Origin of the sequence: Bosea sp. 685 (assembly GCF_031884435.1) — a bacterium.
GTDB lineage: Bacteria > Pseudomonadota > Alphaproteobacteria > Rhizobiales > Beijerinckiaceae > Allobosea.
Genome location: NZ_CP134779.1, coordinates 5,984,696 through 5,997,670, shown reverse-complemented (window position 1 = coordinate 5,997,670; position 12,975 = coordinate 5,984,696). Strand labels below are relative to the sequence as shown.

The following is a 12,975-nucleotide window of genomic DNA, read 5'->3' as shown; positions in this document are numbered from 1 at the left end:
CCCCGCCGCGCGATTTTCGCCTTGCAGGCATGAGCGTTGATCGTTGCGCGTATCTTGTGGGCAAGCGGGGGCTTGCCTATGGTCCGCCTCCTTCAGGAAACGCTCACAAAAAAGAACACGTTCATGAACGACCAGCCGCCGATCAAACGCGCCCGCCCGACCTTCACCGACCAGGAGGCGCTGCTGTTCCATTCGGAAGGGCGGCCGGGCAAGCTCGAGATCGTCCCGACCGTGCCGATGGCGACGCAGCGCGATCTCTCGCTGGCCTACTCGCCCGGCGTCGCTGTGCCGGTGCTGGCGATCGCGGAAGACCCCTCCAAGGCCTATGACTACACTGCGCGGGCCAATCTCGTCGCCGTGATCTCGAACGGCACCGCGATCCTCGGCCTCGGCAATCTCGGCGCGCTCGCCTCGAAGCCGGTGATGGAAGGCAAGGCGGTCCTGTTCAAGCGCTTCGCCGACGTCGATTCGATCGATCTGGAGGTCGACACCGAGGACGCCGACACCTTCATCAACGCGGTGCGCTATCTCGGCCCCTCCTTCGGTGGCATTAATCTGGAGGATATCAAGGCCCCGGAATGCTTCATCATCGAGCAGCGCCTGCGCGAATTGATGGACATCCCGGTCTTCCATGACGACCAGCACGGCACCGCGATCATCGCTGCCGCGGGCCTGATCAATGCGCTCGACCTGACGGGCCGCGACGTCAAATCGACCCGCCTCGTCATCAACGGCGCCGGCGCAGCCTCGATCGCCTGTACGGAACTGCTCAAGGCGATGGGCTTCAAGCCCGACAACGTCATCCTCTGCGACACCAAGGGCGTGATCTACCAGGGCCGCACCGAGGGCATGAACCAGTGGAAATCAGCCCATGCGGCGATGACCGACCGGCGCACCCTGGCCCAGGCGATGGAGGGCGCGGATGCCTTCTTCGGCCTCAGCCAGAAGGGCGCCGTGACGCCGGAGATGGTCGCCTCGATGGCGCCCAATCCGATCATCTTCGCCATGGCAAATCCTGACCCGGAGATCACGCCCGAGGAGGTCCACGCCATCCGCGACGACGCGATCATGGCGACGGGCCGCTCGGACTATCCCAACCAGGTCAACAACGTCCTCGGCTTCCCCTTCATCTTCCGCGGGGCGCTCGATGTCCGCGCCACCACGATCAACATGGAGATGAAGATCGCTGCGGCCGAGGCGCTGGCCTCGCTCGCCCGCGAGGATGTGCCCGACGAGGTCGCCGCCGCTTATCAGGGCTCGCGGCCGCGCTACGGCAAGGAATACATCATCCCGGTGCCGTTCGACCCGCGGTTAATCCATGTCGTGCCCGTCGCCGTCGCCAAGGCTGCGATGGAGACCGGCGTCGCCGGTAAGCCGATCGTCGATATTCCCGCCTATAAGGCGCAGCTCTCGGCGCGGCGCGATCCCGTTGCCGGTACGCTGAACCGCATTTTCGAGCGTGTCCGGCGCTATCCCAAGCGCGTCGTCTTCGCCGAGGGCGAGGAGGAGCAGGTCATCCGCGCGGCGGTGTCCTTCGTCAACCAAGGGCTCGGCCACGCCATCCTGGTCGGGCGCGAGGAGCGCGTCTACGAGACCGCGACCTTCCTCGGCATCGACCTCGAGGCCAAGGGCATCTCGGTCCAGAATGCCCGCCTCTCGCGCCGCAACAGCGCCTATGCGCAGTATCTTTACGAGCGGCTGCAGCGGCAGGGCTATCTCTTCCGCGACTGCCTGCGCCTGATCAATCAGGACCGCAACCACTTCGCCGCCGCGATGGTGGCGCTTGGCGATGCCGATGCGCTGGTCACAGGCGTCACCCGCAACTACTCGATCGCGCTGGAAGAGGTCCGCCGCGTCATCGACGATCGGCCCGGCCACAGGCTGATCGGCGTCTCGATCGTGCTCTCGCGCGAGCGCACCGTGCTTGTCGCCGACACCGCGATCACCGAGATGCCGACGGCCGAGGGCCTTGCCGAGATCGCGATCGAGGCCGCCGGCGTCGCCCGTCGTCTGGGCTACGAGCCCAAGGTCGCCATGCTCGCCTTCTCGACCTTCGGCCATCCGGCCGGCGAACGCTCGGAGAAGGTTCGCGAAGCGGTGAAACTGCTCGACGGCCAGCGCGTCGATTTCGAGTATGACGGCGAGATGGCCGCCGATGTCGCGCTGAATCGCGATCTGATGAGCCAATATCCGTTCTGCCGCCTGAGCGGTCCGGCCAATGTGCTGGTCATGCCGGCGTTCCACTCGGCCTCGATCTCGACCAAGATGCTGCAGGAACTCGGCGGCTCGACCGTGATCGGCCCGCTGATCGTCGGCCTCGACAAGCCCGTGCAGATCGTGCCGCTGGGCGCCAAGGATAGCGACATCGTCAATATGGCGGCGCTCGCCGCCTTCAATATCGGCGGCTGAGCCAGCAGCGCTTCCGTTATTGCGAGCGGAGCGAAGCAATCCAGCGTCGTAGCGCACTACGCCCCCTGGATTGCTTCGTCGCTAGCGCTTCTCGCAATGACAGCCTTTAAGCCTCAGGATGCCTTCTTCCGGCGCGTTTCGGCGGCCTTCTTCGCGGCGGCGGAGCGCTCCGCTGCAGGCCGGGAAGCGGAGGCTTTTCCGCCGATCTTCCCGCCGCGTTTTGCCGAGATCTCGCTGTCGGGCACGCCCCGGCCGGAGCCGGATTTGTTGCCGCCGCCGCTCTCCTTGTTGACGGTCGCCCAGGCGCGCGCCTCGGCCTCGTCATGCGGGACGCCGCGCTCCTCGTAGCTCTCCTCGATATGCTCGGCTTTGCGCTTCTGCTTGTCCGTATAGGCGGATTTGTCGCCGCGTGGCATGGCCTGCCTCCTCGCTGGAAAATCTCCGCAAGGGAACGTCGGGCTGGCGATGCGGTTCCCGCGGGGCCGAGTGTGATGCTCTCAGCGGACCTCGACGGCCGCGTCGAAGCAGGCCTGGAGCATCTCGCGGCAGGCCGCGAGCTGGGCGCGCGCCGAAGCGAGCGCGACATGGGGCGCGATGTCGGCGAGATCGCGCAAGGCGACATCGACCGCCGTGATCAGATCGATGTCGGGAAGGGCCTCGCTGGCATCGGCAAGCGGGAGGCGGAACTGCAGGACTTGACCCATGAGCAACTGACGGCTGGAGCGAATCGGGTCATTAGAATCGCCCCGGAACGTCAAAAAACCCGTTAACGATAATCGCAATTATGCTGGCCCCAGTCGCCAGCGCGGCAAAAGGGCTTGAACCGGCCGGACGGAACGCTCGTCAGCGTAGGGCCGGCACGTTCTCCGCGGCTGCCGCCGTATCGATCCTGACGACGACGGACATGCCTGGCGCGAGCTGCGCGGCCAGGGGCTGATTGTCGTCGATCGCGATGCGGACCGGCAGGCGCTGGGCGATCTTGGTGAAGTTGCCGGTCGCGTTGTCGGCCTTCAGCACACTGAACTCGGAACCGGTCGCGGGCGAGAATTCCTGGATATGCCCTGTCAGCGTCTGGTGGCGCAGGGCGTCGACGGTGAAGCTCACCGGCTGGCCGAGCTTCATGCCGTAGAGCTGGGTCTCCTTGAAGTTTGCGATCACCCATTTACGCGCCGGCACGAGCGAGGTGAGCTGTGTCCCGGCCGAGACATATTGCCCGAGACGCACGCCGATCTCACCGAGCCGGCCATCCTGAGGCGCCAGGATGCGGGTGTTCTGCAGGTCGATCTCGGCGAGCTGGACCGTGGCCTCGGCGTTCTGCACGCCCGCTTCCAAAGACTGCCGGTTGACGACGATCGATTGCAGATCCTGCCGCGAGACTTCGAGCGCGGCCTCTGCCTGCCGCAGGCCGGCGCGTGCCTGGTCGAGCGCCTGGGTCGCCTGGTCGCCGGTGGCCTGGGTCGCGATGCCTTTCTCCAGTAGCGGGTTGATGCGCTCGCTCGTGGCCTCTGCCGTCCGCAGTGCCGCCTGCGCGCTGGCGATCTGCGCCTGGCTCGAGCCGATCTTGGCCTGGGCCGAGCGGACGCTCTGGTCGGCATTGGCCAGATTGGCCTTCTGGCCCGCGAGTAGCGCTTGCGCCTGCTTGACCTTCTGGTCGTAGATCCGGTCGTCGATCTGGACGAGCAGGTCGCCGGCCTTGACGAGTTGGTAGTCCTGCACGGCCACCGTCTTCACATAGCCGGCGAGCTGCGGGCTGATGATCGTGACCTGGCCCTTCACATAGGCGTTCTCGGTGGTTTCCACCGCGTTGTGGAAGGGTGGCAGCTTCCAGGCATAGAGCACGAGCAGCGCCCCGCAGAGGGCGACGAGGAGGGCGAGCAGGGTCGCAGGCGAGCGGAGTGATTTCAACATGGCAAGGTTCGGTTCTAGGCGACAGTAAGGACAGTAAGGGAGCGTCGGTTGGCGATCGCCTGCCGGAGGTTCAGATAAAGCAGGTGCGCGGTCAGGGCGCAGAGCGCGAAGCCGGAAATCCAGCAGATCAGCAGGAAGATGTCGTTATAGGCAAGGATATTGGCCTCTCGCGTCGCCTGTTGCGCGAGCAGAGCGAGCCCCTCCGCGTTCAGCAACTGGCTGTCGGTCAGCACCTTGCCATAGGAGCTTGCGAGCTGGCGGACGCGCTCGACGACCAGCGGGTCGCTCAGCGTCAATCGCTCGACCAGATAGCTGAAGTGGAACTGCTCGCGCAGCACGACGAAGCTGGTGAAGAAGGCCGAGCCCATCAACCCGCCGATGCTTTGCGTAAACAGGAAGGTGACGATGAAGCTGGTGATGTATTCCGGCCCGCGTTTCATCGCCACCGACAGCCCCGTGGACAAGGAAGGCGGCAGGAACAACGCCCCGCCGAAGGCGATCAGCGCCTGGCTGAAATACATGTTCGCCGGGCGCGTCAGGTTGGTGGCCTGGCTGTCGAGATAGGCGCCGACGCAGACGCAGATCAGCGCAAGGCCGTGCAGCGCCGGAATGCGTTCCGGCTTGAGCAAGGCGCCGCAAGTGAGCCCGCCCGCCACGGAGGCGAGCAGGATCGCGCCGTAAAGCCCGGCACTCTGCTCATTGAGCAGGCCGACCGTCTGGAACAAGCCGATCGCGCCCGCGGTCTGCTCGGATAGGACAAGGCGGAAGATCAGCATGATCGCGGCCAGATGCAGGATCTCGCGGCTCATCAGCCAGCGAACGTTCAAGAGCGGAGCCTCGCGCTGCGCCTCGATCGCGACTGCGAGGCCCAGCGACAGGAGCGAGACCGCCAGGCACCAGCCGAGCCATGGTGCTTCGAGCCACCAATAATAGCGCCCGAGCGCGAGCACGACGGCGAGCAGGCCGAAGCTCAGTGCGATCAGTGGGTAGCTGACGAAATCGAGCTTGCGCAGCACCTTGGTGTGTACGATTGGCGTCAATGGCAGGAGATAGACCACCGCCGCCGCGAGCAGCGCCAGCCCCATCTCCATCATATAAAGTTCGTGCCATTGGCCGAGATCGAGCAGCGCCGGCGAGATCAGCCGCGCCAGCGTCGGCGTCGCCGCCGTGCAGGTGAGCGCCAGGCTCAGGCCCCAGCTCATCTTCTTCGCCGGCGGAAAGGCCTCGAGCATGTAGAGGAAGCCCAGCGTCGATACCGGCGAGCTCGCGATGCCGGCCAGGAACCGAATGGCCACGGCCGCCCGCAGGTCATGCACGAACAGGTGCAGGATCGAGGCGAAGACGAAGACACCCAGGCTCAGCAGCGCGAAGCGGCGCAAGCCGAACTGGATGCGGATCTTGGTCAGGATCAGGGTCAGGCTGACATTGGGCGCCATATAGGCGGCAATGAGCCAATTCGTCTCGGTCAGCGTCGCGCCGAGCGAGCCCTGAATCTGGGCGGTGTTGCCGGCGACGAAATTCATCCCCAGCCCCTGCGTCGTCCAGAGCAGGACGGAGGCGCCGATGCAGGCGATGGTCCGTTGCAGGGTCGGGTCGGCCGGCGGGGTCGCGACGGCGGGCGCGGGCTTGGGCGATGTGCCTTCGGCTAGGTTCGTCATGATGCGACATGCCCGTCCATCGCCGCCTCGATGTTCTCGAAGACGCGGCGGAGCACGCGAGTGGCTACCGCCAGATCCTCCTCATCGACGCCGCGCAGCATGAAGGCGCCGATGATCTGCGAGAGTTCCTCGACCTGCCGGAGTTCGCCTTGCGCAGACTCGGTCAACGACAATTGCTTGGCCCGCCGGTCCCCTTCGACGGCGCTGCGCTGAATGAAGCCCTGATTTTCCATGGCGTCCAGCAGCCGGACCAGGGTTGGACTTTCGATCGCGAGGAACTTCGCCAGCTCGCTCTGGTTCACGCCGGGGTTGCGGGCAATATGAAGCAGCGCCCGCGCCCGCGCCAGCGTCAGCCCCTTTTGCCGGAGCAGACTGTCGAACGTGGTCTGCGCCTTGCGGCTGGTGGTCGAGAGGCCGGTCACGAAGGCGAGTTCGGCGGCAGGGCGGCTCGTTGTCATGGAAATCACATAGCATGCTAATTACTTGCATGCATATAAAGCTCCGAGACGCGCCCTGCAAGAGCCGAAGCGTCTTCCGGCTCTTGCAGGGCGCGTCTCGCGAGCCGTCTCAGTTCTTCTCGATGTTCCAGAACAGCATCACGGGAGCGCTCAGCACGCCCACGACATTGCTGCGCCGGGCATAGGGCTGGTCGAATTGGCCGAGCACTCGATAGGGCTGCACCTCGGCCAGCCGGCGATGCAGGATTTCGATCGCGAGCTTGCGGCTGGCGTCGTCGGGCGCATCGACGACGGCGCCGCGCAATCGCTCGGCTTCCGCATCGCAAGGCCAGCCGGCCCAGGCCTTCGCGCAGGCCATGTTGGTGCCGATATTGGTCAGCGGCGATTGCATGGTCGCGCCCGAGGCCGTGGTCACGAACAGGTTCCAGCCGCCCTGATCGGTGGTGCCGCGATTCTGCTGGCGCGTCGTGACCGTACCCCAATCGGAGAATTGCAGGTCGATATTGAAGCCTGCCTTCTTCAAGCTGTCGGCGGCGACTTCGGCCATGCGGCCGATCGCTGGAATATCCATGCTCGACGTGAGCACAAGCTTCTCGCCCTTGTAGCCGCTTTCCGCCAGAAGCTGCCTGGCCTTGGCGAGGTCGGGCTTGCCGAAGATTTCAGCACCGGCCTCGGTGCCGTCGGGACTGCCGCAGATGAAATAGGAGTTGCAGCGTTTCCACCACGCCTCGTCGCCATAGCCGCCAGCCATGAACTCGGCCTGGTCGGTGGCATAGGCGAGCGCGAGGCGGGCCTTGGGATTGTCGAAGGGTGGATGCAACTGGTTGGGTCGCAGCAGCGCCTGGGTCGCCAGGTTGTTGTAGCGCTCGATCCTGACATTCTTGTCGCGCGAAATGACCGGGACGAGGTCCTGACTGGGCTGCTCCCAGATGTCGATCTCGCCAGTCTGCAGCGCGGCGGCCGCAGTTGCCGGGTCGGGCATGATCATCCACTCGACCCTGTCGACCTTGACGATGCGTCCGCCCGAAAGCCCGTCCGCGGGTTCGGTGCGGGGCACGTAATCGGGGTTGCGGTCATAGACGACCTTGGCGCCGCTGCGCCATTCCGCCTTGTTGAAGCGGAACGGCCCGCTGCCGATGGTCTCCGAGATCGGCTTCATCGGGTCGCTGGTGGCGTCGCTCTCGCGCATGATCGCCGGGATCTGGCCGACAGCGGAGCCGAGCGCGAACGGCACCAGCGCCATCGGACGCTTCAGCTTGAGCGTGAAGCTCCTGTCGTCGATGGCCTGCATGCCCTCGGTGTATTCGCCGAGCTTGCCGCCGATCGTGTCGCGCGCCATCCAGCGCTTCAGTGAAGGAATGACATCGCGTGTCGTCACCGGCTGGCCATCATGGAATTTCAGGCCCGGACGCAGCGTAAAGGTCCAGGTCAGTTTATCGTCGGAGGTCGAAAAGCTCTCGACCATCTGCGGCTTGGGATTGAGGTCGGCGTCCCAGGCAAACAGCGTCTCGTAGATCATCAGCCCATGCATGCGCGTGATCACGATCGAGGACGCGACCGGGTCGAGGTTCTTGAGGTCGGAATGCGGTACGACGCGCAGGATTTTTCCGGGCGCCGGCTGCGCCTGAGCGGGGAGGGCGAGACAGGCGGCCGAGATGGCCAGGGCGGCGAGACGTGAGAGTTTCATGACCGGGTTCCTTGTTCGGCAATGCGGTCGAACTGCAGGACGCGGGCGCGGTGGCTGGCGAGATGAAGCGACCCGTCCAGCTGCAAGCAAAGACAAGGCCGATGCCGCCACGGGCCATGGCTCAGATCGGCCAGCGCCCGGCCGCCTGGCAGGGCGGCGAGCACGGTTTCGGTTCCGGCGTCTCCTAGCCACGGCATCACGGCGGTGCCGTCCGGGCGGATCAGGATCTCGGCGCCGAAGATGCGCTCGCGCCAGCGTCCTGCCAGCCGCTGGTCGAGCGCCGTCCCCGTGGGAACACGCGCGAGGCGGCGCCGGACACCGCCGATCCTGCCTTCGAGCGTGTCGTTGTCGGCGCGCCTGAGCCTGATGTCGAGATAGGCGGGCAGGCTGCGCAGGCCGTTGTTGCCGTCGCTGACGAGGCGCTCATAGCCGCCCATGAAGCTGATCGAATCCGGCGCGAGCTCTGCCCAGAACGGGCCGCTCTCGGCGGCGAACAGGCCTGTGGGCGCATCACTTGCGGGACTGGGCAATGCCCGGCCCAGCAACGCGGCGAGCACGCGCAGGCTCAGCCAGAGCGCATCCTCCTCGCGATTGGTCAGTACGACGACGCCGACGCCATGGGCGGGCGCCATCAGGAAGTGGTTGCGATAGCCGGGCAGCGAGCCGCCATGGCCGACAAGCGCGACATCCTCCAGCGCGCTGCAGACCAGCCCGAGCCGATAGACGCTGCTGCTGCCATCGGTGAAGGCGCGCGGCGCGGTCAGGCGCTCCAGCATGCCGGCCAGCGAGCCGCGCCCGGCGAGCAGGGCCGAGGCCCAGCGCGCCAGCCCCGCGGCACTGCCGGCGATCCCGCCCGAGGCGGAAAAATGAAAGCCGTAGCGGCCGCGCCGCCAACTTTCGCCATCGCGCCAATACCCCGTGGCGAGACCGGGCACGATCTCGGTCTCATCCTGCGGAAACCGGATCGGCAGGTCGAATTCCGCCATCAACCGGTCGACGGCTCGGGCATAATCGATCCCGAGCCGCTTCTGCAGCACGAGCTGGCCGAGGCGCCAGCCGGTGTTGGAATAGGCCATCTCCAGCCCGGGCTCGCCGTTCAGGGAGGGCAGGCGCTGCGCCACGGCGAGGATTTCGCTGGCGCTCAGGCTGGCGGTGTAGGGCACGCCGCGCTGCCAAAACACCTCCATCATGTCCGGCAAGGCGCCGGTCATGTCGAGCGCGCGGCCAAGCGGCAACTGGGCGAAGGCCTCGGGCAGATCCCCGAGCCATGTCCCGAGCGGGGCGTCGAACGGCACATCCGCCTGCAGCAGCAGGGTCGCCAGAATATGCTTGCTGATCGAGGCAAAGCGGTTCGTCGTATCAGGCGTGAAGGGGAGCCCGTGCTCGATCACCGCGAAGCCGCCGCTCAGCGCCTCGCGGACGCCGTTGCTGTCGAAGATCACGACCGCTCCGCCGGGGCCGCCTTCCTGTCGCCAAGCCTCGGTGATGCCCGAGGCCTCGGCCCTGGCGCGCGCCCAATCCAGCATTCCGGCCTCTCCTCATCCAACGAGCGATCGCTGGCAGCGAGTGTCGGGGAAGTTAGGTGGCCGGCGCAATCTCCGCGCCATGCAGTGGGAGCAAGCCCGTGCGGCGATCGCCGTCGCCAAACCGGAAAACAGACAAACTGTCTAGCTGCTCATGATGGCATCGGCCGTTGAAGCATGCTCTATGTGCGGGAACGCGCGCCCGTATAAAACGAGCGAAAACAGCAGGCGGGGTTCACCGCCTTGGCTCTTCCATGGGAGGAAGACATGCAGTTCGACCGACGCCACGTCCTGTCCGGCCTGATCGCGGCTCCCGCCGTCCTGACCTTCAGCCGGCCAGGCTCCGCCCAGAGCGCGACGACGCTGAAGATCTCGCATCAGTTTCCCGGCGGCAGCATCGACCAGGGCGATTTCCGCGATCGGCTTTGCCGGATCATGGCGCGCGAGGTCGAGAAGCGGACGGCCGGTTCGCTCAAATTCGAGGTCTACGCCAATTCGTCATTGATGAAGACGAATGCGCAGTTCTCGGCGATGCGCAAAGGCGCGCTCGACATGTCGCTCTACCCGATCGCCTATGCCGGAGGCGAGCTGCACGCCTGCAATCTCGGGCTGATGCCCTGCCTGGTCACGAGCTATGAGCAGGGCGCGAAATGGAAGACCTCGGAGGTCGGCAAGGCGCTGACCAAGATCGTCGAGGACAAGGGCATCAAGATCATCTCCTGGATCTGGCAGGCCGGCGGTGTCGCCTCGCGCAAGGGCACGATCGGTGGCCCAGACGACGTCAAGGGCATCAAGATCCGCGGCGGTAGCCGCGAGATGGATCTGATGTTCACTGCCGCAGGCGCCCAGGTGTCGACCATGCCGTCGAACGAGGTCTATATCGGCATGCAGACCGGCGCGCTCGACGCTGCCGTGACCTCCTCGACCAGCCTGATCTCGTTCCGCCTAGAGGAATTGTCGAAATCGCTGACGGCAGCCCGCAAGGGCTCGTTCTGGTTCATGCTCGAGCCGATGCTGATGTCCAAGGCGATCTTCGACAGCCTGAAGCCCGAGCAGCAGAAGGCGCTGCTCGATGTCGGCGCCGAGATGGAGGCCTGGGGCACGGCCGAGGCCAAGAAGGACGATGAAGAGGTTGCCAAGGTCTATGCCGCCAAGGGCGTGCAGGTCGTCGACCAGACCGACGCCAACCTCGCGGCCTGGCGCAAGATCTCCGAGGAGAGCGCCTGGAAGGATTATGCGGCGAAATCGACCGAAGCCGCCGAACTCCTGAAGCTCGCCCGCGCGGTTTCCTGAGATGGCGGGCGGCCTGCAGCACGACGCCATCCTCGCCAGCGACATCAGGACCTCGACACCGGCGACGGGCGGCATCGCCGCCGTCATCGGTGCGGTCAACGAGACGCTGTTCAAGCTCTCGGCCGTCGCGCTGCTCGCAGCCGCGCTGGTCCTGACCTTCGGCGTCATCGCCGGCCATCTCTATGGTCGTGGCGTCGAGTGGCAGGACGAGGTCACGATCTTCCTGGTCGCCGGCGCGATGTTCCTCTCCGCCGGCGCCGTGCAGCAGCGGCGCGGCCATATCGGCATCGACTTCCTCGACCATATGCTCTCGCCGCGATTGAACGCGGCCCGTCGCGCCACGGTCGATGCTGTGGTGCTGGCCTTCTGCCTGTTCTTCGCCTGGAAGGCCGGTGGCTTGCTGCAGGAGGCGTTGCATGAGGGCCAGACCTCGCATTCGGCCTGGGGACCGCCACTCTGGATTCCCTATTCGCTGCTGACCTTCGGCATGGCGCTGCTGGCCGTGCAGGTCGCGCTGCAGGTCGGCCAGCGCTCGCTGCTGGTGCTCGCCATTGTCGTCCTGGCGGTGGTGGCGCTGCTGATGTGGGAGAGGCCGGTCAGGCCGCTGGTCACGAGCCTCTCGCAGGCCCAGGTCGGCATCGCCTATTTCGTGGCGACGCTCGTCGTGATGTTCTCCGGCATGCCGATCGCCTTTGCGCTCGGCGTCGTCGCGCTCATCTTCATGCTGCTGTTCATGCCGGCGGCCTCGGTCGATACCATCGCGCAGAATTTCTACGAGGAGCTCGCCAACGTCATCATCCTGGCGATCCCGCTCTTCATCCTGAAAGGCGCGGCGATCGGGCGCTCCAACGCCGGCAAGGACCTCTATTCGGCGCTGCATGCCTGGCTGCACCGGATTCCGGGCGGGCTCGGCGTCGCCAACACCATCGCCTGCGGCCTCTTCGCCGCCATGGCCGGCTCGTCGCCGGCGACCTGTTCGGCAATCGGCTCGGCCGGCATCCCGGAGATGCGCCAGCGCGGTTATTCCGGCGGTTTCGCCGCCGGCATCATTGCAGCCGGCGGCACGCTCGGCATCCTGCTGCCGCCTTCGGTCACGATGCTGCTCTATGCGGTCGCGGCCGAGGTTTCGCTCGGCAAGCTCTTCCTCGCCGGCATCGGGCCGGGCCTGCTGCTGATCACGCTGTTCGCGCTCTATTCGGTGCTGCGCTACCGCAAGGAATTCGCGGTCGCTCAGACGATCGCTGCCGAGACAGGCGTCCGCTCGGCGCTGCTGACCGAAGAGCATTACACGCTCGGTCAGAAGCTCAGGATGATCGCCTGGGTCGCGCCCTTCGTCTCGATCCTGGCCGGTGTCATGGTCGTGCTCTATGCCGGTTGGGCGACGCCCTCGGAGACCGCCGGCGTCGGCGCGGTGCTGGCGCTGATCGTCATCGGCGCGATGTACGGCATCTGGCGGCCGTCCAAGCTGATGCCGATCGTCACCGGCACGCTGCGCGAATCGACCATGCTGCTGATGATCATCGGCATGTCGCTGCTCTATGCCTATGTGATGAGCTATCTCCATATCAGCCAGGCGATGGCCGCCTGGGTGATCGGGCTGTCGCTGTCGAAATGGGTCCTGCTGGCGGCGATCCTGCTCTTTGTCATCGTGCTCGGCTTCTTCCTGCCGCCGGTCTCGATCATCCTGATGACCGCGCCGATCGTGCTGCCGCCGCTCAAGGCCGCTGGTTTCGACCTGATCTGGTTCGGCGTGGTCATGACCATCGTGATGGAGATGGGGCTGATCCACCCGCCGGTGGGCCTCAACATCTTCGTCATCAAGAACATCGCGCCCGACATCCCGCTCTCGGACATCATCTGGGGCACGATGCCCTTCGTCGTGCTGATGTTCATCGCGGTGGTCATCTGCTGCCTGTTCCCGGGGCTCGTGACCTGGCTACCCTCGGTGATGATCAAATAGAGGCTGTTATGAGCCATGGGGTCGATTTGACGCTGGCGATTTTGCGCGAATGCCAGGAGTTCGAGGACGCAAACCTTCC

Annotated in this window: 10 protein-coding genes and 1 pseudogene; 4 read left to right on the top strand and 7 right to left on the bottom strand. The window is 65.6% G+C overall.

Annotation, left to right across the window (positions count from 1 at the left end; genetic code table 11):
• Positions 1-123 precede the first annotated feature (123 nt).
• A complete protein-coding gene (locus RMR04_RS29190) occupies positions 124-2,409 on the top strand; it encodes an NADP-dependent malic enzyme (protein WP_311912004.1) in 2,286 nt (761 codons plus the stop codon).
• 113 nt (positions 2,410-2,522) lie between these two features.
• Here RMR04_RS29190 and RMR04_RS29185 read toward each other — a convergent pair whose 3' ends face one another.
• The 7 genes from RMR04_RS29185 to RMR04_RS29155 all read right to left on the bottom strand — a co-directional run bounded on the left by RMR04_RS29185 (position 2,523) and on the right by RMR04_RS29155 (position 9,646).
• The gene (locus RMR04_RS29185; protein WP_311912003.1) at positions 2,523-2,825 is read right to left on the bottom strand and encodes a plasmid stabilization protein; all 303 of its coding nucleotides are present in this window, start codon (positions 2,823-2,825) and stop codon (positions 2,523-2,525) included.
• 81 nt (positions 2,826-2,906) lie between these two features.
• On the bottom strand, positions 2,907-3,113 hold the full coding sequence (locus tag RMR04_RS29180; protein ID WP_311912002.1) for a hypothetical protein: 207 nt from the start codon (positions 3,111-3,113) through the stop codon (positions 2,907-2,909).
• A 139-nt stretch (positions 3,114-3,252) separates the two neighbouring features.
• Entirely contained in the window at positions 3,253-4,317 is a 1,065-nt protein-coding gene (locus RMR04_RS29175) for an HlyD family secretion protein (RefSeq protein WP_311912001.1), read from the bottom strand.
• Between the two features lie 14 nt (positions 4,318-4,331).
• Entirely contained in the window at positions 4,332-5,975 is a 1,644-nt protein-coding gene (locus RMR04_RS29170; protein WP_311912000.1) for an MFS transporter, read from the bottom strand.
• A complete protein-coding gene (locus tag RMR04_RS29165; RefSeq protein WP_311911999.1) occupies positions 5,972-6,397 on the bottom strand; it encodes a MarR family winged helix-turn-helix transcriptional regulator in 426 nt (141 codons plus the stop codon). Before RMR04_RS29165 ends, RMR04_RS29170 begins: the two co-directional genes overlap by 4 nt.
• A gap of 145 nt (positions 6,398-6,542) precedes the next feature.
• Positions 6,543-8,120, bottom strand: coding sequence for an ABC transporter substrate-binding protein (locus RMR04_RS29160; protein WP_311911998.1), 1,578 nt, complete (start codon positions 8,118-8,120; stop codon positions 6,543-6,545).
• Positions 8,117-9,646, bottom strand: coding sequence for a serine hydrolase domain-containing protein (locus RMR04_RS29155; RefSeq protein WP_311911997.1), 1,530 nt, complete (start codon positions 9,644-9,646; stop codon positions 8,117-8,119). Before RMR04_RS29155 ends, RMR04_RS29160 begins: the two co-directional genes overlap by 4 nt.
• Before the next feature lie 264 nt (positions 9,647-9,910).
• Here RMR04_RS29155 and dctP point away from each other — a divergent pair, with 264 nt between their 5' ends.
• The 3 genes and pseudogenes from dctP (at position 9,911) to RMR04_RS29140 (ending at position 12,896) form a co-directional block, all read left to right on the top strand.
• Positions 9,911-10,936, top strand: coding sequence for a TRAP transporter substrate-binding protein DctP (gene dctP, locus RMR04_RS29150; protein WP_311911996.1), 1,026 nt, complete (start codon positions 9,911-9,913; stop codon positions 10,934-10,936).
• 1 nt (position 10,937) lies between these two features.
• Positions 10,938-11,399 (top strand): annotated as a pseudogene (locus tag RMR04_RS29145) (TRAP transporter small permease); the annotation flags it as partial.
• 204 nt (positions 11,400-11,603) lie between these two features.
• Positions 11,604-12,896, top strand: coding sequence for a TRAP transporter large permease (locus RMR04_RS29140; protein WP_410492301.1), 1,293 nt, complete (start codon positions 11,604-11,606; stop codon positions 12,894-12,896).
• Positions 12,897-12,975: the final 79 nt, after the last annotated feature.